Source organism: Arthrobacter sp. SAFR-044 (assembly GCF_059414985.1).
Window position 1 is genome coordinate 345,523 of sequence record NZ_JBPFDN010000002.1, and the last position, 22,937, is coordinate 368,459.

21 protein-coding genes are annotated in these 22,937 nt (G+C 67.7%); 10 read left to right on the forward strand and 11 right to left on the reverse strand.

Going from position 1 to position 22,937, the window contains the following annotated elements; translation table 11 throughout:
- Positions 1–2 precede the first annotated feature (2 nt).
- Positions 3–464 (reverse strand): FAS1-like dehydratase domain-containing protein, encoded by a 462-nt coding sequence (locus tag ACR65J_RS04360; RefSeq protein WP_440166378.1) that lies wholly within the window; start codon positions 462–464, stop codon positions 3–5.
- A gap of 130 nt (positions 465–594) precedes the next feature.
- Between ACR65J_RS04360 and ACR65J_RS04365 the strand changes: the two genes are divergently transcribed.
- Positions 595–975 (forward strand): ArsR/SmtB family transcription factor, encoded by a 381-nt coding sequence (locus ACR65J_RS04365; protein WP_440166380.1) that lies wholly within the window; start codon positions 595–597, stop codon positions 973–975.
- On the forward strand, positions 972–2,660 hold the full coding sequence (locus ACR65J_RS04370; RefSeq protein ID WP_440166383.1) for a SulP family inorganic anion transporter: 1,689 nt from the start codon (positions 972–974) through the stop codon (positions 2,658–2,660). The genes ACR65J_RS04365 and ACR65J_RS04370 overlap by 4 nt, the downstream gene beginning before the upstream one ends.
- Here the strand turns inward: ACR65J_RS04370 and ACR65J_RS04375 are convergent.
- The 5 genes from ACR65J_RS04375 to ACR65J_RS04395 all read right to left on the reverse strand — a co-directional run bounded on the left by ACR65J_RS04375 (position 2,650) and on the right by ACR65J_RS04395 (position 7,604).
- Positions 2,650–2,874 (reverse strand): DUF3188 domain-containing protein, encoded by a 225-nt coding sequence (locus ACR65J_RS04375; protein ID WP_440166385.1) that lies wholly within the window; start codon positions 2,872–2,874, stop codon positions 2,650–2,652. The genes ACR65J_RS04370 and ACR65J_RS04375 overlap by 11 nt on opposite strands.
- Before the next feature lie 57 nt (positions 2,875–2,931).
- Entirely contained in the window at positions 2,932–3,870 is a 939-nt protein-coding gene (locus ACR65J_RS04380) for a DUF2797 domain-containing protein (protein ID WP_440166387.1), read from the reverse strand.
- A gap of 26 nt (positions 3,871–3,896) precedes the next feature.
- Positions 3,897–4,760: an HpcH/HpaI aldolase/citrate lyase family protein gene (locus ACR65J_RS04385; protein ID WP_440166389.1), complete on the reverse strand. Its 864-nt coding sequence runs from the start codon at positions 4,758–4,760 to the stop codon at positions 3,897–3,899.
- Positions 4,761–4,885: 125 nt separating this feature from the next.
- Positions 4,886–5,827 (reverse strand): aldo/keto reductase, encoded by a 942-nt coding sequence (locus ACR65J_RS04390; RefSeq protein ID WP_440166391.1) that lies wholly within the window; start codon positions 5,825–5,827, stop codon positions 4,886–4,888.
- A 64-nt stretch (positions 5,828–5,891) separates the two neighbouring features.
- Entirely contained in the window at positions 5,892–7,604 is a 1,713-nt protein-coding gene (locus ACR65J_RS04395; protein ID WP_440166393.1) for a glycoside hydrolase family 13 protein, read from the reverse strand.
- A gap of 96 nt (positions 7,605–7,700) precedes the next feature.
- On the opposite strand from ACR65J_RS04395, the gene ACR65J_RS04400 reads away from it, so the two are divergent.
- On the forward strand, positions 7,701–8,912 hold the full coding sequence (locus ACR65J_RS04400; protein WP_440166395.1) for an ROK family protein: 1,212 nt from the start codon (positions 7,701–7,703) through the stop codon (positions 8,910–8,912).
- Between the two features lie 5 nt (positions 8,913–8,917).
- On the opposite strand, the gene ACR65J_RS04405 is transcribed toward ACR65J_RS04400, so the two are convergent.
- Positions 8,918–10,489, reverse strand: coding sequence for a Na+/H+ antiporter (locus tag ACR65J_RS04405; RefSeq protein ID WP_440166398.1), 1,572 nt, complete (start codon positions 10,487–10,489; stop codon positions 8,918–8,920).
- A gap of 18 nt (positions 10,490–10,507) precedes the next feature.
- A complete protein-coding gene (locus ACR65J_RS04410) occupies positions 10,508–11,164 on the reverse strand; it encodes an SDR family oxidoreductase (RefSeq protein ID WP_440166400.1) in 657 nt (218 codons plus the stop codon).
- Positions 11,165–11,268: 104 nt separating this feature from the next.
- Between ACR65J_RS04410 and ACR65J_RS04415 the strand changes: the two genes are divergently transcribed.
- Genes ACR65J_RS04415 through ACR65J_RS04435 form a run of 5 tightly spaced genes read left to right on the forward strand, consistent with a single transcriptional unit; the run spans position 11,269 to position 19,395 of the window.
- Positions 11,269–14,979 carry a nitrate reductase subunit alpha gene (locus ACR65J_RS04415; RefSeq protein WP_440166402.1) on the forward strand — a complete coding sequence of 1,237 codons (3,711 nt, stop codon included), beginning with the start codon at positions 11,269–11,271 and terminating at the stop codon, positions 14,977–14,979.
- Positions 14,979–16,703: a nitrate reductase subunit beta gene (gene narH / locus ACR65J_RS04420; protein ID WP_440166404.1), complete on the forward strand. Its 1,725-nt coding sequence runs from the start codon at positions 14,979–14,981 to the stop codon at positions 16,701–16,703. Before ACR65J_RS04415 ends, narH begins: the two co-directional genes overlap by 1 nt.
- 11 nt (positions 16,704–16,714) lie before the next feature.
- The gene (narJ, locus tag ACR65J_RS04425; RefSeq protein ID WP_440166667.1) at positions 16,715–17,335 is read left to right on the forward strand and encodes a nitrate reductase molybdenum cofactor assembly chaperone; all 621 of its coding nucleotides are present in this window, start codon (positions 16,715–16,717) and stop codon (positions 17,333–17,335) included.
- 2 nt (positions 17,336–17,337) lie between these two features.
- Positions 17,338–18,135, forward strand: coding sequence for a respiratory nitrate reductase subunit gamma (gene narI / locus ACR65J_RS04430; protein WP_440166406.1), 798 nt, complete (start codon positions 17,338–17,340; stop codon positions 18,133–18,135).
- Positions 18,136–18,174: 39 nt separating this feature from the next.
- Positions 18,175–19,395, forward strand: a complete 1,221-nt coding sequence (locus ACR65J_RS04435; RefSeq protein WP_440166408.1) for an MFS transporter — start codon at positions 18,175–18,177, stop codon at positions 19,393–19,395.
- On the opposite strand, the gene ACR65J_RS04440 is transcribed toward ACR65J_RS04435, so the two are convergent.
- Complete coding sequence (locus tag ACR65J_RS04440) at positions 19,380–19,934, reverse strand: dihydrofolate reductase family protein (RefSeq protein ID WP_440166410.1); 555 nt, start codon at positions 19,932–19,934, stop codon at positions 19,380–19,382. The two genes, ACR65J_RS04435 and ACR65J_RS04440, sit on opposite strands and share 16 nt — an antisense overlap.
- 67 nt (positions 19,935–20,001) lie before the next feature.
- Entirely contained in the window at positions 20,002–20,661 is a 660-nt protein-coding gene (locus tag ACR65J_RS04445) for a TetR/AcrR family transcriptional regulator (protein ID WP_440166412.1), read from the reverse strand.
- A gap of 92 nt (positions 20,662–20,753) precedes the next feature.
- Between ACR65J_RS04445 and ACR65J_RS04450 the strand changes: the two genes are divergently transcribed.
- Positions 20,754–21,218, forward strand: a complete 465-nt coding sequence (locus tag ACR65J_RS04450; RefSeq protein ID WP_440166414.1) for a nuclear transport factor 2 family protein — start codon at positions 20,754–20,756, stop codon at positions 21,216–21,218.
- A complete protein-coding gene (locus ACR65J_RS04455) occupies positions 21,215–22,114 on the forward strand; it encodes an SDR family oxidoreductase (RefSeq protein WP_440166416.1) in 900 nt (299 codons plus the stop codon). Before ACR65J_RS04450 ends, ACR65J_RS04455 begins: the two co-directional genes overlap by 4 nt.
- A 9-nt stretch (positions 22,115–22,123) precedes the next feature.
- On the opposite strand, the gene yidC is transcribed toward ACR65J_RS04455, so the two are convergent.
- Positions 22,124–22,912: a membrane protein insertase YidC gene (gene yidC, locus ACR65J_RS04460; protein ID WP_440166418.1), complete on the reverse strand. Its 789-nt coding sequence runs from the start codon at positions 22,910–22,912 to the stop codon at positions 22,124–22,126.
- Between the last annotated feature and the right edge of the window lie 25 nt (positions 22,913–22,937).

Sequence of the window (22,937 nt, forward strand, 5' to 3'; positions counted from 1 at the left end):
GGTTACTGTCCCTCTCCGCGGACCAGGATGGATGACGTGGTGGTGGTGACGGGTTCCCGCGCGTCGCCGGCACCGAGGGCGAGGATCTCCGAGCGGGTGGTGATCATGGCGCCGCCGCCCATGGCGCGGACGCCGTCGACATGCAGTTCGGCGACAAGCCGGTCGCCGGCAACGATGGGCCGGTGGTGCGTGAAGCGTTGGTCGGCATGGACCACGCGGGAGAAGTCGATGCCGGCTTCCGGATCCTCGATGAGCTGGGCGTCGGCGCGCTGGGCAATGATGATGGCGAAAGTGGGCGGTGCCACCAGATCGGAGTGGCCCAGGGCCTTTGCTGCGTCCACGTCAAAGTGCGCAGGGTGGGTGGCCTTTACTGCGCGCGCGAACTCGCGTATTTTTTCGCGGCCGACGTCGTACACCTCTGCGGCAGGGTAGCTGCGGCCCTGCAGGTCCGGATTGATAGTCATGGATTCCAGCCTATCGCTGCCACCCCCTTCAAAAGGCGCAGGGCGCAATGATATGATGGATTCATCATTCCATCAATCCGCTGCCCGCGGTCATTCCGGGCGGCCATCGCGCACAGGAGCGCTCCGTCTGATGCTGTCTTCCGCCCAAGCCCCGCTCTACGAGATCAAAGCGAACCTGTTCAAGGGGCTGGCCCACCCTGCCAGGATCCGGATCCTTGAACTGCTGGCCGCGGCGCCGCAGGAGTCTGCGCCGGTGAGCTACCTCCTGGCAGAAACCGGGCTGGAGGCCTCCCACCTTTCCCAGCACCTGGCCACCCTGCGGAAGCACAAGGTGGTGACCTCGGTACGCAGTGCCAACGCGGTGACGTACCAACTCGCCCACCCGGGGGTGTCGCAGCTGCTGGCCATTGCCCGGACCTTCCTCCTGGACAGCCTGGCTGGCTCCAACGAGCAGCTCCGGCTTGCGCAGCAGCTCCCGGCGGACCACCTGGCCGGCGGGTCGGCCTCGTGACCGCGAATACTGTCGCTGCCTCCGGCACGGCCCCCAGGGGGCTCACCCGGTTCCTTCCGTCCCGGAAGGATTACGCCGGGCTCGCCGCCACGTGGCGCACCGACCTGCTGGCCGGGATCACCGTGGGCATTGTGGCGTTGCCGCTGGCCCTGGCGTTCGGCGTCAGCTCCGGGGTGGGCGCCGAAGCAGGCCTCATCACGGCGATCGTGGCCGGCATGGTGGCGGCCGTCATGGGCGGGTCCCCCGTGCAGGTGTCCGGGCCCACGGGCGCCATGGTGGTGGTGCTGGCACCCGTGGTGGCGGTCCACGGTGTCGGGAGCGTTGCCCTTTTGTCATTGATGGCAGGGCTGCTGGTCTGCGCCCTCGGCTTCAGTGGCCTGGGCCGGGCCGTGGCCTTCATTCCCTGGCCGGTGGTTGAGGGCTTCACGCTGGGAATCGCCGCCATCATCTTCCTCCAGCAGGTTCCGCTGGCCACGGGAACGTCAGGCACCCCGGGGCACAACACCCTCCTGGCCGCGGTGGAGGCGGCAGCGGGCTCCGCCGCTCCGACGGTCCTGCTGACGCTCGCGCTCGTGGCGGGAGTCGCCGTCGTGATGGTCCTGGTGCAGAAGCTGTTCCGCGCCGTTCCAGCCAGCCTGCTGGCGGTCCTCCTAGCGACGGCCGCTGCCGAAATCCTGCAGCTGGACGTCCCGCGGATCGGTGCACTGCCGCATTCCCTTCCGGCGCCGGCCCTCCCCGCTTTCGATCTTTCCTCCCTGGGCAGCCTGGTGATGCCCGCCGTGGCTGTCGCCGTCCTGGCTGCCATTGAGTCACTGCTCTCGGCGCGGGTGGCCGCCGGGATGGCCGGGCCGGACGGCAGGCCGACCGGCGCCTACAGCCCCGACCGCGAGCTGATGGGACAAGGTCTGGCTTCCATCGCCGCCGGCCTGTTCGGCGGGATGCCCGCCACCGGTGCGATTGCGCGGACGGCGGTGAACGTGCGTTCCGGGGCGAGGACCCGCCTGGCCGCAGCTGTGCACGCCGTCGTACTGCTGGGCATCACCTATCTGGCGTCCGGAATGGTCAGCCGCATCCCGCTGGCAGCACTTGGCGGGGTCCTGATGGTCACTGCGGTGCGAATGGTCTCGCAGCGCACCATCACCGCCATCCTGCGTTCCACGCGGGCAGATGCCGCTGTTTTCGTGCTCACGGCGGTCATTACCGTGGCATTCGACCTCATCGTTGCCATCCAGATTGGACTGGCCGCGGCAGCCCTCTTCGCCCTGCGGACCTTCGCCTCCCTGAGCGGCGTCCAGCGCGAGGGTATTCCGGGTCCCCCGGTGGAAGGAGACGAACACATCGCGCTCTTCCGGCTGGATGGGGCGATGTTCTTTGGCGCCGCCGAACGCATCCTCCAGGAGATCAGCCAGGTCAAGGACGTTCAGGTGGCCATCATCAGGTTGTCCCAGCTGCGGATGCTCGACGCCACCGGTGCCCACGCCCTGGTGGAGGTGATTTCCGCGCTGGAGCTGCGCGGCATCACCGTTTTGCTCAAGGGCGTCCGGCCGGACCATCTTGACCTGGTGACCAACGTGGGCGTGATCCGTTCCCTGCGGCACCACAAGCACCTGTTTGAGGAATTGCCGGATGCCGTTGACCACGCCCGCAGCCACGTCCTGCGGAACGCGGCGGCAGCTAGCGCTTGAGGTTCCTGCGGATCGCCTGGCCGCGGACCACGATGCCCACGACATGGAGGACCAGCCCCAGCCCGATGAGGGGAAGGGAAGCCATGGCCAGTGCTTGGTTGCCGCTGGTGTTGCCCACCAGGTTAAGGATGATGCCGACGGCGATCAGTCCCATCGCGCTGAAGACCAGGACTTTGTAGCGGGTGGGCGCGGTGGCCCAGAATTCGTTCAGCACCGTCCAAGTCTACCGAGTCCGCAGCCACCCCGGCGGCCTGGGCCGTGACCCCGACGTTCAGAACAAGGGTTCCTGTACTGCCGGCACCTCCGAGGCGTACTCCCCCAGCACGACGGTCCGGGCGGCCAGCCGGGACAGGTTGACCACGAATTCGGCGTCCGTGCCGTCCAGCCGCGCCAGCGCGTTGGCCCCGCCCAGGGCTGCGATGCTGAAGCCGTGCTGTCCCTGGTCCAGCGCGTGCGGGTAGGCGTGGCGCGGCGTCCTTCCGTAAAGGGGTTCAGCATGCGCGGGCCGCAGCCACTGCTCCTCCACAGCCTGGAAGCCGTCGACGGCGGTGCGCGCCAGCAGGGCCTGCACGTCACCGGCCGCGCGGGCATTGACGGCGTCCAGCGCCTTGGCCGGGAGCGGCTGCAGCAGCGCCTCCGCCTTTGCTGCAGAGCGCACCTGCTGCGTCAGCCCAACCCCGGCAGTTACCAGGTCCTCGAGGACCCGCACCACACGGCCATCCTCCGCCCTCGCAACGTACCTCGCCACTGCGGCCCCCTGCTCCGCCAAACGGTTCCACTTCCGTGGGCCGGAGGCCGTTCCCACCTTGGTGGCGCCTCCCGCGAACGTGGCCACGTAGAGCCAGTGTTCCTGCATCAGGTAGTCCCGCAGGCCAGGGGTTACCCTGCCGCCGCGGTGGAAGTCGTGCATCAGGCGGGACTCGTCCAGCACGAAGCACCGCTCGCATTGCTTGCCCCGAAGCGCCGGGGCGGCCGAGCCGCACAGGATGTGGCGGCGGGAGCCTGCTGACTGGACCTGGACGTGGCCCAAGCAGAACCTTCCGGGTTCCACCACCTTGAAGCCGAGCCGGCTGCCCGCCCTGAGGCTGATCTCCAGGAAGTCCCCCTCGGGTGACTGGAGGCGCAGGACCGGGCCGCCGTCGTCCGTTGGCGTTGAAGCAGGCGGACCATCCCAAAAGACCCCGTGGACCAGATAGCGGGTATCGGTCACGGGGTCTCCTGAAGTGGTGGGTGGCGCTACAGCGCGGGCTGCACCCCAAAGGCTACCGCGAGCTTCATGATCTTTTCGGCGCGGCCCAGGCGGGGCAGGTCGGAGCCGTCACGGATAACGCGGCCGTTTGCCTCGAAGTCGTTCATGAAGTCGGTGGCCCAGGCGACGTCCGACGGCGTGGGGCTGATGACTTCGTTAATCACCGGGGTCTGGTCGATGGCCAGGCAGAGCTTGCCGGTCATGCCCATCATCACCGTGATGCCGGTCTGCTCGCGCAGGATGGGGTGGTTGGTACCGACGGTGGGGCCGTCGATGGGGCCGGGCAGGTTGCCCACGCGGCTGGCGACGACGAGCTTGGCGCGCGGGTAGGCCATGGCTTCCGGGGTGGCGGCCATGCCGGTGTCGCGGCGGAAGTCACCGGAGCCGAAGGCCAGGCGGAACGCGCCCTGGGCCTTGGCGATGTGGTTGGCTTCCTCGATGCCCAAGGCGGATTCCACCAGCGGAATGACGGGCGTCTTGCCGTCCATGCGGTGGTAGCTCTCGGTCACCTGGTCCGCGGACTCGGTCTTGGCGAGCATCACGCCGAGCAGTCCCGGGGTGCCGCGCAGGCCGGCAAGGTCATCGGCCCAGAACGGGCTGGTGGCGTCGTTGATCCGGACCCAGGCCTTGCCGCCGGACGTCAGCCAGTCGATGACGTTGTTCCGGGCCTGGTCCTTCTGCGAGGGGTCCACCGCATCTTCGATATCCAGGATGATCGAATCGGCGCGGGACACGGCCGACTGGTCGAAGAGCTCCGGCTTCATGGCATTGACCAGCAGCCAGGAACGGGCGATCTCTGCGGGGATATTGCGTTCCGGCCTAACGGTTTCGGCGGCGATGGTAGACGTCATGCTTTCTACAGTATCCGGCCCGCGAGCGGCACGGCGAAGAAAACGGCCCGCTTGTGAGGATCAATACGAACTAAACGGGTTGTGACCGGCCTGGTGCGGAAAGTAGCTGGCAGCAGTTGGGAGGCTCAGGGGATGTTGCTGCCCCGTGCGGTGACCCAGAGTTTGTACCAGTCGGCACGGGTGAGGGCCCCTGCCACCCGCGCCGCGTCGCCGCAGGCCCGGATCCGGTCGGGATTGGCCGTGCCGATGACCGGCGCGATCCCAGCCGGATGCTTCATCAGCCATCCCAGGAGGACGGCCTCGCCGGACGTTCCGTACTGGCCCGCAAGCTGCGCCACGAGTTCCGCGGTGGCGGCCCGGGCTGATGTGGGGCTTTCCGGTTCAGCGCCGGTGTAGGCGCCGCGGGCCAGGGAGCCGTACGCCTGCAACGTGATGCTGTTGCGCGTGCAGTACTCCAGCGTGCCGTGCGGAAAGCTGTAGTCCAGGTGTTCCGGATGGTTGACCAGGACCTGGCTCTCCAGCCACGCCCGCTTGAGCAGGCTCATCTCCAGCTGGTTGGCCACCACGGGGGTCTCCAGCCGGTCCTGAAGCACTTCGATCTGCGCGGCGGACATGTTGGACACACCCAGCTGCCGGACCTTGCCTTCGGCCATGAGCTGCCCGACGGCGGCCCCCACCTCCGCAGGGTCCGCCAGGGGGTCCGGGCGGTGGAGCAGGAGGATGTCCACATAGTCGGTGCGGAGCCGTTCGAGGCTGCCGTTTACGCGTTCCAGGATGGCATCCCGGCTCAGGTCGTAGTGCGTCTGCAGGCCGCGCTCGTTCAGCCGGATGCCGCACTTGGTCTGCAGCCGGATCCGCTCCCGCAGGCCCTGCGTACCGGCCAGCACTTCACCGAACACGGCCTCGGACTTGCCGCCGCGGTAGATGTCCGCATGGTCGAACAAGGTAGTGCCCACGTCCAGGGCGGCCTGGACGGCAGCAGCGGCCTGCTCCACATGGTGGGTGCCATGGGGTTCCTCAGACCAACTGCCGCCCAGCCCCATGCAGCCGTAAATGACTTCCTGCATCAGCCCCGGCCGCCCGTCCGGACAGCCTGCTTCGGCAGTGCCCGGGCGTCCGCGGGATCCAGGATCAGCGCAGCCATGCGGTGGTGTTGGCCGGCAGCTTGCCGTCCTCCAACGGGGCGCTGCTGACCAGGACCGTGCCGGCGGGAAGGTCCACGGCGGTGTTCCCGAAGTTGGTCACGGACTGCCACCCGTTGGGGCGCTTGAAGTGCAGGACGTCCGGGTTGCCGCTCTCCATCCACTCCAGCTCTTCACCGGTGAGCAGTTCGCGGCGCAGCTTCAGGGCCTTGCGGTAGAGCTCCAGCGTGGATCCCTCGGTTCCGTCCTGGGCCTCGACGGCGTACTTGCTGAACCAATCGGGCTGCGGCAGGTGGGACCCGCCGTCGCCGAAGCCGAAGGACGTACCTTCCACCTTCCAGGGCAGTGGGACCCGGCAGCCGTCGCGGCCGATCTCCACGCCCTTGTTACGGAAGAAGGACGGGTCCTGGCGTTCCGACTCGGGAATCTCGGCCACTTCCTGCAGGCCCAGCTCCTCGCCCTGGTAGAGGTACGCGGAGCCGGGAACAGCCAGCATCAGCAGAGTGGCGGCGCGGGCGCGCCGTTCACCGAGCTCGACGTCCAACTGGTCCTTGGGGCCGCCGGCGAGCAGCCAGTCCTTGCCGTCCTGGCCCTTGGCGCCGGCCTTTTCCTTGGCTACCTGCGGCAGGCCATAGCGGGTGGCGTGCCGCACCACGTCGTGGTTTGAGAACACCCAGGTGGAGGAGGCGCCGGTGGCCGCGGCCTCGGCGAGGTTGCGGGTGATGATTTCCTTGTATTCGGCGGCGTCAAAATCAGCCTGAAGGAGGTCGAAGTTGAACGCCTGGCCGAGGCCCTGGGGGCTGGCGTAGCGGGCACGCCGGGTGGCGTGCACCCAGGCTTCGGCGACGGCGGTGCGCGGCGGGTTGTACTCGTTGAAGACCTCGCGCCATTCGGCGTAAATCTCGTGCACTTCGTCGCGGTCCCAGAACGGGTGCGTGCCGTCGTCAAATCCGTCAACGCCGGTGTTGGCGGCGCTCAGTTCAAGCTTGGAGAGCAGCGGCTCGGTGAGGTCCTTGGTGAGGGCGTGTGCCACGTCAACGCGGAAACCGTCCACTCCGCGGTCGGACCAGAAACGCAGGGTCTTGAGGAAGTCGTCGCGGATTTCGCGGTTGGACCAGTTCAGGTCCGGCTGTTCCTTGGCGAAGATGTGCATGTACCACTGGCCGGGGGTGCCGTCGGGTTCGGTGATGCGCTCCCACGCCGGGCCGCCAAACACCGAGTCCCAGTCCGACGGCGGGAACTCACCGTTGGGGCCTTTGCCGTCCCTGAAGATGTAGCGGTCGCGGGCCGGGGAGCCCTTGGGGGACGCAAGCGCCTCCTGGAACCACTTGTGGCGGTCGGAGGAATGGTTGGGGACGATGTCCGCGATCAGTTTGATGCCGGCTTCGTGCAGTGCCTTGGCCATCTCGTCAAAGTCAGCCAGGGTACCCAGCTTGGGGTCGACGTCCCGGTAGTCGTCCACGTCGTAGCCGCCGTCGGCGAGCGCGGACGGGTAGAACGGGCTCAGCCACACGGCGTCGATGCCCAGCGTCTTGAGGTACGGGACCTTGGCGGTGATGCCCTTCAGGTCGCCGATGCCGTCGCCATTGGAGTCGGCAAAGCTGCGGGGGTAGATCTGGTAGACGGAGGCCTGGCGCCACCAGTTGGGGTCGGCCAGACGGTCAGAGTCGGACAGGGTTGCCAGAGTGGCGGTGGTGGACAAGGACTGACCCTTTTCTTCAGTGCGGCTATATTTATATTGAGTCTAAATTTACTTCCTCAAGTATTATCTGGTGTTTTGGACAGGAAGGTCAACAGCATGCCTGAACCGGTTCCGGCGACTCCCCAGCTGCTGCGGCGGGTCAGTGCCGGCGCTGTCCTGGAGTTCATGCGCGCCTCGGGAGCGGTGACCGTCACCGACGTCATGGCTGCCACCGGCCTGACGCGGGCTACCACCATCGCTGTCTGCGAGGACCTGGTCCGGCGGGGCTGGATCCAGGAGCTGGAGAACCAGCGGGAGTTCGGCGGGTACCGGAAGGGCCGCCCGGCACGCCGATTCGAGCTCAATGAGCGGGCCGGCGTGGTGCTGGGCATGGACATCGGCTACTCCAAAGTCACCGCGGTGGTATCGGATCTCCGGGGCAAGACCCTTGGCCGGTCCAGCCGCCCCTTCCAGGCCGGGGACGTCAACTCCCGGGAACGCACCGCCTTTATCGACGGCGTGGCCATGGCCGCCCTTGGCTCCGCAGGAGCGGAACCAGGACAGGTGCTGGCCGTGTGCGCGGGGGTCGCCGCGCCGGTGGACCGGCACGGGGACGTAGTGGCCACGCAGACATTCTGGGGGCTGTTCGACGTGGGACTGCGGCCGGCCCTCAAGGAAACCCGCGGCTGGACCGTGCTGCTGGAAAACGACGCCAACCTTGCGGCCCTGGGTGACCGCTGGCAGGGGGCAGCCGCGGGTATTGAAGATGTGGTGGTGATCCTGGCCAGTGAGCGGCTGGGCTCTGGCATTGTGGAGGGCGGCCGGCTGGTCCACGGAACGCGGGGCAGTGCCGGGGAGCTCGCGTACCTGAACCTGGTGGAAGGCGTGGGCGATACCTATGGCATTGCCCACCTGGCCCGGACCTGGGCGGCCGAAGCCCTGGCCACGGACAGCCCCACAGCCCTCCGTGACGTCCAGCCCGGGCGGGTGGAGGCAGAGCAGGTCTTCGCCGCCGCAGCCCAAGGCGATGCCGTGGCGATGGGCATCCTGGACCGGCTGGCGGACAGGATGGCCCGGGTGGTGGGGACCGTGGCCACCATGCTCAACCCCGAGCTGGTGGTAATCGGCGGCGGGGTGGCAGATTCGGCCCACGTGCTCCTTGACCCCATCAGCGAGCGCCTGGCTGAATACACTGCCACCCCCGCACGCGTGGCAGTATCCCCGCTGGGCGATTCCATCGTGACGGTGGGCGCCGTGCGCCGCGCCCTCGATTATGTGGAGGGGAACTCGCTGGACCTGGTGCTGGCGGGGCCCGTTACTCCGGCCTGAACCCGTTACTCCGGCATGACCATGGTCCGCAGGTCCAGCTGACGGAGCACCCGGTCCGCCACCTCCGGGTCCATGTCCGGCTCGTTGCGGGCCGCCACCACTTCCTGCCGCGCCGCGTCAAGCGCGATGGTCTGGACGGCGATGGCCAGCTCACGTCCCCGCTGGCGCTTTTCTGCCAGCGGTTCGTTCCTCAGGCTCCCGTCCGTCAGCTCCGCGTGCAGGCGCCGCATCCGGTCCCTGACCAGCGCCACTTTCTCCGGCGGCAGGTCCGTCATCAGGTCGTGCTGCTTCAGGGCCGCGACCGCCGCTGCCTGCGCACGTGTGGCCAGCAGCCGGACGGCGTCGCGTTCGGCTGTACCGTCCTCGGAGGCCTTGAGGAAACGCATCAACCACGGCAGCGTCAGCCCGGGAAGGACCAGCGTGGCAAGCAGCACCGCGCAGGCAATCACCAGCAGGTAGTCCCGGCCCGGGAAAGGCGTCCCATCCGCCAGGGTGAGCGGCAGGGCCAGGGCCAATGCCAGGGTGGCCAGCCCGCGCATGCCGCACCAGGTCAGGATGAGGACTTCCTTCAGGGACGTGGGCTGCAGGAGGTTCCGGCGGTTGCGGGCGCCAAGGGCCAGGACACCCAGCCACAGGAAGCGGACCGCGAAGACCAGGACGCAGACCACGACGGCCACCCCGATCATGCCGAAGATTTCCGTCCCCTCATCGCGGACCACATGGCGGATTTCCAGCCCCACCAGGCCGAAGGCCAGCCCGGTGACCAGCAGTTCCACCACATCCCAAAAAGCAGTCCGCGTGACGCGTTCGGCCGCGTCCTGCGGGCGGGCGTGGCGCTGCATTTCAAGGGCGGTCACCACCACGGCAATGACACCTGAGGCGTGCACCTCCTCGGCGAGGATGTACGCGGCGAAAGGCACCACCAGGGTCACAGCGCTGCGGGCCACCATGGATGTGACCAGCCGGGTGACCAGGGCGATCAGCCAGCCCATGGCGATGCCCACCAGGACGGCAAGTGCCGCGCCCACCAGGAACTGCAGGACGACGTCGGCCTGCACCCTGGTGCCGCCCACGGCGGCGGCCACGGCCGCCTGGAAGATCACGATGGCGGCGGCGTCGTTGAATAGTCCCTCGCTTTGAAGGACCGTGATCAGGCGGCGCGGCATGTGCACCCGGCCCGCCACCGACTCCACGGCCACAGGATCCGGGGGCGCCACCATGGCCCCGAGGGCGATGGCCGCGGGAACCCCTATGCCGGGAATCATCAGCCACGCCGCGCCGGCCACAACCGCCGTGGTGATGACCACCAGGGCCACGGCCATCAGGAGCAGCGTGCGCCACCGGACCCGGAACACCGCCCACGAACTCCGCTGGGCGGTGGCAAACAGCAATGGCGGCAGGAAGATGGGCAGGATGAGCTCTGGGGCAATCTCCAGGTCAGGAAAGCCCGGGATGAAGGTCAGCGCCACTGCCAGGAGGAGCATCAGGACCGGGTACGGCAGCTTCAGCCTGTCCCCCAGGCCCACAGCCACCACCGTGGCCAGCAGCAGTCCGATGATGAGGGCGAGCTGGTCCATGAGCCGCTTCCCCGGCGGTTACGGGCGCGGTTCCAGGGCCGCCGCCACGGGCAGCGTGCCGTCGCGGAATTCGATGGTCCGGCCGGCGGTCTGGGGCAGGTCCAGCACGGCTGCTGCCACGATGGCCGTATTGGCACGGGAGGTGTCCCGGTCCCCTTCCGGCGAAGGGTCGACGTCGATCAGTCCCGTTCCGGGCTTGTCCGTCAGTGCGCCAGGGCCAAGGATGGTCCAGGCCAGCCCGGTGCCGCGCAGGTACTCGTCCGCTGCCGCCTTGGCCTCCGCGTACGCAAAGAAGCTGTTGTCCTCCGGCACCCCGTGGTCCGTACCGGCACCGAAGTAGGACACCATGACGTACCGGTTCACCCCGGCCTGGACAGCGGCATCCATGGAGCGGATGGCGGCATCCCTGTCCACGGCGTAGGTGCGCTCCGGGCTGCCGCCCCCTGCGCCGGCGGACCAGACCACGGCGTCGTGTCCGGCGAGGGCCCCGGCGATGGCCTCGGTCGTCGAATTCTCCACGTCCAGCACGGCCGGCGTTGCGCCGGTGCCGGCGACGTCGCCGGCGTGGTCCGGATTGCGGATGAACGAGGTGACGGAGTGGCCCTCGCCGGTGAGGAGTGCGGACAGGAGAAGGGCCACTTTGCCGTGGCCGCCGATGATGGCGATGCGTGTCATGCACCCATTCTGCCTTCCCGGCACCTGCACGCTGAAGCCATTTGGCCCTGAACAGGGCCTTTGTGCCCTATCCCGCCTTTAAAGCGCCTGCCTAGCTTGGGGGCATGGCTGCCGGACCCCATGCGGGGCTAGATGGACCCGCATCAGAAGCAATGTTGAAGCTGGGCCGTTTCTTCACGAGGTGGGACCAGACAGAGGACGGCAGGGCGGTGTTCCGGGAGGGCGGCCGCAAGGGTGACATCTTTTATCGCGACCGCTGGAGCCATGACAAGGTGGTCCGCTCCACGCACGGGGTGAACTGCACCGGTTCGTGCTCCTGGAAGGTGTACGTCAAGGACGGCATCATCACCTGGGAGTCGCAGCAGACGGACTACCCGTCCGTGGGCGCGGACAGCCCGGAGTATGAACCAAGAGGCTGTCCCCGCGGGGCGGCCTTTTCCTGGTACACCTACTCCCCCACCCGCGTCCGCTTTCCATATGCCCGCGGAGTCCTGGTGGAGATGTACCGGGAGGCCAAAGCCCGGCTGGGCGATCCAGTGCTGGCCTTTGCAGAGATCGCTGCCGACCCGGAAAAGCGGCGGCGCTACCAGCAGGCCCGCGGCAAGGGCGGCCTGGTGCGCGTCTCCTGGCAGGAAGCCATCGAGATTGCCGCCGCAGCCCACGTGAACACCATCAAAACGTACGGCCCGGACCGCTGCGCGGGCTTCTCCCCCATCCCGGCCATGTCCATGGTGTCCCACGCGGTGGGGACCCGCTTCATCCAGCTCATCGGCGGGGTGATGACGTCCTTCTACGACTGGTACGCCGACCTTCCCGTCGCCAGCCCCCAGGTGTTCGGCGACCAGACCGACGTTCCCGAATCCGGAGACTGGTGGGACGCCCGCTACCTCATGATGTGGGGTTCCAACGTTCCGGTCACGCGCACCCCGGATGCGCACTGGATGACCGAGGTCCGGTACCGCGGCACCAAGGTGGTCACCGTCAGCCCCGACTACGCGGACAACACCAAATTCGCAGACGAATGGCTCCCGGCGCAGGCCGGAACCGATGCTGCACTGGCCATGGCCATGGGCCACGTCATGCTGAAGGAATCCTTCGTGGACCGGCAGGTGCCGTTCTTCACCGACTACGTGAAGCAGTACACGGACCTTCCCTTCCTGGTCAGGCTGGAGAAGACCGACGACGGCGCCCTCACGCCGTCGAAGTTCCTCACCGCCCTCGACGTCCCCGGGGAGTCCACGGCTGAGGATGCGGCGTTCCGCACCGTCCTGTTCGACAAGGCCGCGGGGCGGCCGGCGGTCCCCAACGGGTCGATGGGGTTCCGGTACTCGGGCAGCGGCGAAGGCAAGTGGAACCTGGACCTTGAGGGGATGGAGCCCGCCCTGTCCCTCCGGGAAGTGTCCGGGGAGAGCGCCGAAATCCTGCTCCCCTGTTTCGAGGACGCAGGCGGCGAAGGCAGCATCCTCCGCAGGGGTGTCCCGGTCATGGAGGTGGACGGCCAGCTGGTGACCACCGTGTTCGACCTGATGCTTGCCCAGTACGGCGTGGGCAGGGACGGCCTGCCCGGCGAGTGGGCGGCCGGCTACGACGACGCCGCCACCCCTTACACACCGGCCTGGCAGGAGGAGATCACCAGCGTCCCTGCCCAGGCCTGCATCCGGGTGGCTCGGGAGTTCGCCCGCAATGCAGAGCAGTCGCAGGGCCGCTCCATGATCATCATGGGCGCGGGCATTTGCCAGTGGTTCCACGGTGACACCACGTACCGGGCGGTGCTGGCCCTGGTGATGCTCACCGGCTGCATGGGCCGCAACGGCGGGGGCTGGGCGCACTACGTGGGCCAGGAAAAGACCCGGCCAATCACCGGCTGGGTGTCCCTGGCCAATGCCCTGGACTGGTCACGGCCGCCGCGGACCATGACCGGCACCAGCTACTGGTACATGCACACGGACCAGTGGCGGCAGGACGGGTACTCCGCCGACGCCCTCAAATCCCCTCTGTCCACCGGAAAGCTGGACGGCATGCACACGGCGGACGCCATCGCCCAGTCCGCCCGGCTGGGCTGGATGCCTTTCTACCCGCAGTTCGACCGCAACCCCCTGGACGTGGCCGATGAGGCGGAGGCCGCCGTGGCCGCCGGGACCGCCGCCGACGCACCTTCCTACATCGCCGAAGCGCTGAAGAACCGCTCCCTCAACCCTGCCATCGAGGACGTGGACGCCCCGGCCAACTGGCCGCGGACCCTGGTGCTGTGGCGGTCCAACCTCTTCGGTTCATCCGCGAAGGGCAACGAGTATTTCCTCCGCAACCTGCTGGGAACCCACAACAACGTCCTGGGCGGGGACAGCGCAGAGGAACTCAAGCCCCGGGACGTGGCCTGGCACCAGGAAGCGCCGGAGGGGAAACTGGACCTCCTGGTCTCCGCCGACTTCCGGATGACGTCCACCACGCTGCTGTCCGACGTCGTGTTCCCGGCCGCCACCTGGTACGAAAAGCATGACCTTTCCTCCACGGATATGCACCCGTTCGTGCACGCCTTCAGCCCCGCAATCGACCCGCCGTGGGAAACCAAGACGGACTTCGACACCTTCCACCTCCTGGCCCGGGAATTCTCCCGGCAGGCAAAAACCCACTTGGGCGTCCGCCGCGACCTCGTCAGCATCCCGCTGCAGCACGACACCCCGGGCCAGCTCGCCCAGCCCGGCGGCCGGGTCCGCGACTGGCGGGACCCGGACATCCCTGCGGTGCCGGGGCAGAATATGCCCGTCTTTTCCGTGGTGGAGCGGGACTACACGGCCATCGCGGACAAGCTCGCCGCCGTCGGGCCCCTGGCCGACAAACTGGGCTTCACCGTCAAGAATGTCACCTACAAAATGGCCGAACCGTTGGCCCGCCTCAGCCATGCCAACGGCGTGATGCTGGGCGGCGCGGCGGACGGCCGGCCGGCCATGGACACCGATTCAAAAATGGCGGAAGCAATCCTGGCGTTCTCCGGCACCACCAACGGCGCCTTGTCCGTGCAGGGCTTCAAGGACCTGGAGGTCCGCACCGGAAGGAAGCTGGCGGACCTGGCGGAGGGCTCGGAGGAAAAGTTCATCACCTTCGCCCAGACCCAGGCAGGTCCGGTCCCCGTGATCACGTCCCCGGAGTGGTCCGGCTCCGAGACCGGAGGGCGGCGGTACGCCCCGTTCACCATCAACATCGAACGGCTCAAACCCTTCCACACCCTCACCGGCAGGATGCATTTCTTCCTGGACCACGACTGGATGATCGACATCGGCGAGGCCCTGCCCATCTACCGGCCGCCGCTGGACATGCACCGGTTGTTCGGCGAACCGCGGCTCGGCTCGGACGGCGCCATGGAGGTGACGGTCAGGTACCTGACACCGCACTCGAAGTGGTCCATCCACTCCGAATACCAGGACAACCTGCTGATGCTGTCCCTGTCCCGCGGCGGACCGACCGTCTGGATGAGCCCGGCCGACGCCGACGCCATCAAGGTCCGGGACAACGACTGGGTGGAGTGCACCAACGTCAACGGCGTCCTGGTGGCACGCGCGATCGTCAGCCACCGCATGCCGGCAGGCGTGGTCTACGTCCACCACGCCCAGGAACGCACCATCGATGTCCCGAAATCGGAGGCGACCGGCCGGCGCGGCGGAATCCACAACTCCGTGACCCGGCTGCTGGTGAAACCCTCGCACCTGGCCGGCGGCTACGCGCAGCTGGCGTACGCGTTCAACTACCTTGGCCCCACCGGAAACCAGCGCGACATGGTGGCCACGGTGCGCCGCCGCTCGCAGGAGGTGCAGTACTGATGCGTGTGATGGCCCAAATGGGCATGGTGATGAACCTGGACAAGTGCATCGGGTGCCACACGTGCTCCGTGACCTGCAAGCAGGCATGGACCAACCGTGCCGGCATGGAGTACGTGTGGTTCAACAACGTGGAGACCCGGCCCGGGCAGGGTTACCCCCGCCGTTATGAGGACCAGGACCGCTGGTACGGCGGCTGGACCCTGAACCGCCGCGGCAAGCTGACGCTGAAGGTCGGCGGCAGGGTCAAGAAGTTGTTCGGCATCTTCGCCAGCCCTGTCCAGCCGGAGCTCAAGGACTACTACGAGCCCTGGACCTACGACTACAAGACCCTGGTGGACGCACCCCTGGGCGACGACTTCCCCGTGGCCCGGCCCAAGTCCCTGATCACCGGTGAAGACACTAAGATCACCTGGTCCGCGAACTGGGATGACAACCTGGGCGGCTCGCAGGACCACGGCCACCTGGATCCCATCGTGGAGAAGGTCCGGCGCGAGTCAGAGGACAAGATCAAGTTCGCCTATGAGCAGACCTTCATGTTCTACCTGCCCCGGATCTGCGAGCACTGCCTGAACCCGTCCTGCATGGCGTCCTGCCCGTCGGGCGCCATCTACAAGCGGGTGGAGGACGGGATCGTGCTGGTGGACCAGGACCGCTGCCGCGGCTGGCGCCAGTGCGTCACCGGCTGCCCTTACAAGAAGATCTACTTCAACCACAAGACCGGCAAGGCCGAGAAGTGCACGTTCTGCTACCCCCGCGTGGAGGTTGGCCTGCCGACCGTCTGCTCCGAAACATGCGTGGGCCGGCTGCGCTACCTGGGGTTGTTCCTGTACGACGCCGATGCCGTCACTGCGGCAGCGTCCGTCACCGACCCGCAGGACCTCTACGACGCCCAGATGGATGTGCTGCTGGACCCCCACGACCCGCGCGTCCAGGCCGAGGCCAGGGCGCAGGGCATCCCGGAGGACTGGCTGGACGCGGCCCGCCGGTCCCCCGTCTACGCCCTGGCCAAGGTCTACAAGGTGGCGCTGCCGCTGCACCCGGAGTACCGCACCATGCCCATGGTCTGGTACGTGCCGCCGCTCTCCCCGGTGGTGGACCTGCTGCGGGACCAGGGCCACGACGGCGAGGACACCGGCAACCTGTTCGGCGCCATCGACGCCCTCCGGATCCCGGTGGAGTACCTCGCCGAACTCTTCACCGCCGGGGATACGGAACGGGTCACCGCCGTCCTGCGGAAGCTTGCGGCCATGCGTTCCTTCATGCGCGGCATCAGCATGGGCGAGGACCCCGACGAGTCCATCCCGGAGGCGGTGGGCATGGACGGGCAGACGATGTACGACATGTACCGGCTGATGGCCATCGCCAAGTACAGCGAGCGCTACGTCATTCCCACAGCCCACGTGGAGCAGGCCCACGACCTGGAGGAGCTGGGCTGTTCGCTGGATTTCGACGGCGGACCGGGCATGCAGGATTCAGCACCGTTCGGCGAGGCGAGCGGCAGGCCCGTCCCGGTGGCCGTGGACACGTTCAACGCGCTGCGGGACCGGCAGAGCTCGGACACCATCGCGGCAGGAACAAGCCTGCGCGGGAGGGTGAACCTGTTGAACTGGGATGGCCGCGGCGCACCTCCCGGACTCTTCCCGGACAAGGATTACCCGGACAGGCATTCCCCGGACGGCGGCCCGGCCCCGGACACCCTTGCCGGTGCCGAGGACCAACAGTGAACCGGCCAGCCATGACCCGCCGCGACCAGGTGGTCTACCTTGCCGCGGCCTGGTGCCTGTCCTACCCGGACGAGGAACTGGTGGAGCGGGTTCCCCTGGTCCGGGCCGCGCTGTCCGAATTTCCCGGCGCCCTGCCCGGGTTCGCGCCGGTGCTGGACCTGCTGGCAGCCACCCCGCCCATGGAACTGCAGGCCCAGTACGTCCGGGAATTCGACCTCGGCAGGCGGCATGCCCTGCACCTGAGCTACTGGACGGACGGGGACACCCGCCGCCGCGGAGAAGTGCTGGGCCTCTTCAAGGAGGCCTACCGGCACAGCGGTGTCCTGGTGGACCTGGACGGGGAACTCCCGGACTACCTGCCCATGGTGCTGGAATTCGCGGCCCGGGTTGATGGGGCCGCCGGACGCGAACTGCTGCAGCGCTACCGGGCCAGCCTTGAGATGCTCCGGCTCGGGCTGCTGCGGGACAACCTGCCGCACAGCGGGATCCTGGCGGCCATCTGCGCCACGCTGCCCGGAAAGTCACCGCAGGACGAGCAGGAAGTGATGCGCATGGCCGGATACGGACCACCCACCGAAAGCGTGGGGCTCGACCCCTATGACCCGCGGCTGCTGCCCGTCAGGAGGGGCTGACCATGCGGGCACTCGGGGCGATGCTCGAGACGGAGCCGGGAGCCGCCGTCGTCGTTAACACCTGGGACACCGTCCTGTGGGGCGTGCTGCCCTACGTCATGGCGGTGGTGCTGGTGGGCGGGCTGGTGTGGCGGTACCGGTACGACCAGTTCGGCTGGACCACCAGGTCCTCCCAGCTGTATGAATCCCGGCTCCTGCGGATCGCTTCCCCGCTGTTCCACTTCGGGCTGCTGGCCGTCATCGCCGGGCATTTCTTCGGCCTGGTGATTCCGATGGCCTGGACGGCGGCGGCGGGCATGAGCCAGGAGTTCTACCACTTCAATGCCCTGCTGGTGGGCGGCATCGCCGGTGTGGGAACGCTGGGCGGAATTGCGCTGCTGATCTACCGGCGGCGCACCACGGGGCCGGTGTTCATGGCCACCACCAAGAACGACAAGACCATGTATGTGGTGCTGACTGCTGCCATCGTGTTTGGCCTGTGGACCACGCTGGCCAGCGTGTTCGAGGGCGAACACGGGCACAACTACCGGGAAACGGTGGCGCCGTGGTTCCGGTCGCTGTTTATCTTCCAGCCGGATATTGCGGCGATGGCGGCCGCGCCGTTCTCCTTCCACCTGCACACGCTGGTGGGGATGGCGCTGTTCGTCATCTGGCCGTTCACGCGGCTGGTGCACGCCTTTACCGCGCCCCTGCACTACCTGTTCCGCCCATACATCGTTTACCGGTCACGGGACAGGGAGACCAAGGGCCGGGGCTGGTCCGCCGTGGGCACGCCGGACAGGGACACGCGCAACCGCTGACCGGCGGTGCGTTTTGGATGATGTGGTGAGGAGCAAGCAGTGGCCGGAACAACCTCAACGCCAGTGACCGGCAGGGCGCTGAACCTGGCGCTGGCCACGGCGGCGTCGGTGGCAGGATTCTGGGCGTGGAACTCGGTGGCCACACTGGGTGCCTTCTACACCCAGAACCTGTCCCTGACGCCGGCCACCACGGGGATCCTGGTGGCCATGCCGGTGTTCGTCGGTTCGCTGGGACGGATCGTAGTGGGCACGCTCACGGACAAGTACGGCGGCAGGGCCATGTTCACCTTTGTCCTGCTGGCCGCCATCCCGCCCATCCTCCTGGTGTCCGTGGGCGGCCTCATCAGTTCCTTTGCGCTGGTGCTGGGGGCGGGGCTGCTGCTCGGCGTGGCGGGGACGGTGTTCGCCGTGGGGATCCCGTTCGTCAGTGCCTGGTACGAACCGGCACGCAGGGGCTTCGCCACCGGCGTCTTTGGCGCCGGCATGGGCGGGACGGCGCTGGCTGCTTTCCTGAATCCGCGGCTGGTGGCCGCGATCGGGTACTTTCCCACCCACCTGCTGATCGCCGGGGTCCTGGCCGCGATGGCGGCACTGGTCTGGTTTGTCATGAAGGAATCACCGGGCTGGGCCCCCAACCACGCGCCCGTGCTGCCCAAACTCCTGGACGCGGCCAGGACGGCCGTCACGTGGAAGATGTGCTTCCTGTACGCAGTTGTCTTTGGTGGCTTCGTGTCGTTCGCCACCTACCTGCCCACCTACCTGCGCGACGTCTACAGCTTCGATCCTGCCGGCGCCGGCGCCCGGACGGCCGGATTTGCCCTGGCCGCCGTCCTGGCCCGTCCCGTTGGCGGGGTGCTGGCGGACAAGCTGGGCTCCAAGCCCGTGGTGCTCGTGGCGCTGGCTGCCGTCGCGGTCCTGGGCTGGGTGGTGAACCTGCGGCCCGACGGCGAGGTTCCCGCAGGTGCCACGTTCGTTGCCATGGCTGCGGCGCTGGGGCTGGGGACGGGCGGGGTGTTCGCGTGGGTTGGTGTCCTGTCCCCGGCAGGAAAAGTGGGCAGCATCAGCGGCATCGTCAGCGCGGCGGGCGGCCTGGGCGGCTATTTTCCCCCGCTGGTCATGGGCGCAACCTACGACGCCGCGACGCGCAGCTATTCGATCGGGCTGCTCCTGTTGGTGGGAACAGCCCTGGTGGCCCTCCTGTTCACCCTGCTCGCGGTCCAGCCACGGGCCGGGACGGCAGCGGTTCAGCGGGCACGGTAACGCAGGTACACCACCCCGTTGCCGAACCGGCGCTCCTCCAGCAACTCCAGCCGTGCCTTCAGTCCGTCCGGCAGGAAACGCAGGCCGCCGCCGACGGCCACCGGGTTGATGAACAGCTGGCACTCATCCACCAGCCCGGCTTTGAGGGCGTGCGCCGCGAGGGTGGGGCCGCCGATGCTGATGTCCCGGTCGCTGTCCTCCTTGAGGTCCCGCACGGCTTCCGGGAGGAACTGCCGCTCCAGGCGGGTTTTCGGGGTACTGGGGGTGTCCAGCGTGGTTGAGTAGACCACCTTGTCCGCCCCCTGCCAGATGCGGGCATAGTCCTGGATGACCGGCGGCTCATCCCGCGTGTCCATGGTTTCCCAGACCGACATCACCTCATACATCCGGCGGCCCAGGAGGTAGGTGCCCACATCCCGCTCCAGGTCGTTGACGAAAGCGTGGATTTCCTCGTCCGGCGCGGACCAGTTGAAGTTGCCGTCCGTGTCTGCGGTGTAACCGTCCAGGGACATGATTGCGGAGTAGATCAGCTGCGCCATGGGCCCATTCTGCCGGGGGAATCCTGCGGGGAACAGGGACGCGCCGGGGTTTGGCGGCCGGCGCGGGTCACAGCAGGTTTGCCGCCAGGGTCCGGGCAATGAAGGTGCCGTAGCGTTCGGCGGACCATTCCCGCTTGATCACCAGGGTCTCGTAGAGTTCGGCGGCGGTGGAGGTGAACATGATGTCGGCAGCCTCGGCCGTACTGAGGCCGGGCCGGAGGAGCCCCCTGCCCACCAGCTGCCGCGCATTGTGCAGCATCCGGCGGTAACGGGCATCGTCCACGTCACGCAGCAGTGCCGCCATGGAAGCGTCGCCGCTGGCCGCCGCATCCCTGATGAGCAGGTAGACCGGGGCGCCGATAGGACTGATTTCCGTGGTGAACCGGCCGAACCGCTCCATCAGGCGTACCGGGTCCGTTTCCGTTGTCTGGGCGAGATCGGACCTCTGTTCGGCCGGCGGGCCGCCCGCACCAAGGAGGCTCTCCTCGTAAATGGCGCGGACCAGCCCCGCCTTGCTGCCAAAGTTCTTGTAGACCGACTCGGCGGATACCCCGGCAGCACGGGCAATCTGGGCAATCGTCGTCGCCCCAAATCCCTGTGTGAGGAACAGCTCCCTGGCATGCGCCCGGACCCTGTGCAGCGACTCCGCAGCGAGCTGCCGGCGCCGCCGTGCGTCATAACTTCGCCTCGCGGGGCGTTTCCCGGAGGCATTGACTGGGCTCTGCATGCGGTCTTAAACTCCAATCAATACAGCTAACTGTATTTAAATCAATCTAACAGGTGACAGCCTCGCCCGGCGAGGCATCAAGGAGCTTTTCCATGGACACGCCAGACGGCGTGGACCGCCTCCCCGACGGCCCTGTGCGCCGAATGTTTTCCGCAGCCCAGCGGCGCGACCTCGATGCCATGATGGCCGAGTTCGCAGACGACTACGTCAATATCACCCCCAACCACCCCGCCCGCAGCTTCACCGGGAGTGCGCAGGTACGGAAGAACTGGTCCGCGCTGTTCGCAGGGATCCCTGACCTCACCGTGACAGTGTTGGACTCGGCAACCGGCACCGGCACCGGCACCGGCGGCAAAGTATGGGTCGAATGGGGATCGCGTGGCACCCGCCTGGACGGCAGCGCCGTCGAGCAGGCCGGCGTGGCAATCTTCAGCGTCCGTGGCGACCGGATCGTGGCCGTCAGGTTCTACCTGGAGCCTGTCGAAAGGGATACGGCGGACGTGAATGCCGCGGTCCAGGCCGTCACCGGAGCCGGCCCGGAAGGAGCAGGGCCATGATCCTCCTGGTGGGGGCAACGGGTGACCTGGGCGGCCGGGTGGCCCGGCTGCTGCGTGAATCCGGGCAGGATGTCCGCTGCCTGGTCCGGCCCACCACTGACGATTCACCGCTCCGGGCGATCGGCGCGCAGATTGTGCGCGGCGACCTCACCGAACCTGCGACGCTGGCGCCCGCGTGCGAGGGCGTCGAAACGGTGATTGCCACGGCAACGGCGATCACCCGCCGGTTTGCGGGGACCAGTTCCGCCACCATTCGGGACGTCGACGAGGTGGGCATGGGCCATTTTGTTGATGCCGCGGAGGCCGCCGGCGTGCAGCGCTTTGTCTACCTGTCCTTCCCGATCGGCGGCGCCAGGCGGCGGACCCCGCTGGAACAGGCCAAGCTCGCCATTGAGCGGCGCCTGGCGGACTCCCCCATGCGCGCCGTGGTGGTCCGCTCCGACGGCTTGCAGGAAGTCCAACTCAGCCGCGCCGCCCGGTTCGACCTCGCGGCGGGAAAGGCAACCGTCATCGGCAAGGGCGACAACCGCCGTCGGCTGGTATCCAGCGGGGATATTGCCGCCCTCCTCGCCGCTGTGGCGCTGGAGCCCGCTCCGCCGGCACAGATCGACGTGGGCGGACCCGAGCCCCTGACCACGAACGAGATCATTGGGCTGGCAGGGGAACTGTCCCACCGCCCCATGAAGGTGCAGCGCATGCCGCGCCCCGTGGCGCGGCTGGCCACGCTTATGTTGAAACGCAGGAACGACGCCATGGCTTCTGCGCTGGGCGCCGGGTTGTCTTCGGATATCGAGGAGGCCACCTGGGATGACAAACCCCTCCGCCAACGCGGAATCAATCCAAGGTCGGTCACCGACTTCCTGAAGGAGCAGTCGCAGGCGCTGGCCGGCCACTGACCCCCTCGATCAAGGCCGGCGCGACACCAGGAACTGCTGGGCCAGGGTCCAAGCGTTGGAGACCGTCCAGTAGACCAGGACGCCGATGGGGAAGAAGATGCCGCCAACACCGAAGATCAACGGCAGGACATAGAGGAGGACCCGCTGCTGGCGCATCAGGGGACTATCGGCGTCCTGCCCCGCCATGCTCCGCGCCGCCACGAGTTTCTGGGTGAGGAACTGGCAGGCGATCATCACCAGGATCATGACGACGGCGAGCACCGCCACGGCGGCTTGGTCCCCGCCGCCGTGCAACAGGGAGGCGGACAGCGGGGCTCCAAAGATGCTGGAGGAGTCAAACTGGACCACCTGGTCCCGGCCCAGGGCTCCGATTCCTGCGCCTTGGGGCGCGGCGCTGGAGATCCCGGACAGCACCTGGAACAGGGCCAGGAAGAACGGCGCCTGGATCAGGAGCGGCAGGCACGCAGAGAACGGGTTGGTGCCATGTTTCCTGTACAGGGCCATCTGTTCCTGGGCCATGGCCTGCCGCGACGCCTGGTCCGTCCTGCCTTTGTATCTGTCCTGGAGCTCCTTCAGGTCCGGCTGCAGCTGCCGCATCCGGCGCTGGGCCCGGACCTGCGCCAGGAACACCGGGATCAACGCCGCGCGGATCACCAGTACCAGCCCGATGATGGACAGCGTCCAGGTCCAACCGCCTGCCGCGGGCATGCCCGCCGCCCTGAGTCCATCGTGGAAAGCCACCATGATGACGGACACCAGCCACCGGAACGGTTCCATCACCGCCGTGAAAAAGTCCACCGAGTCCCCAATCCGCCAGTTGCTG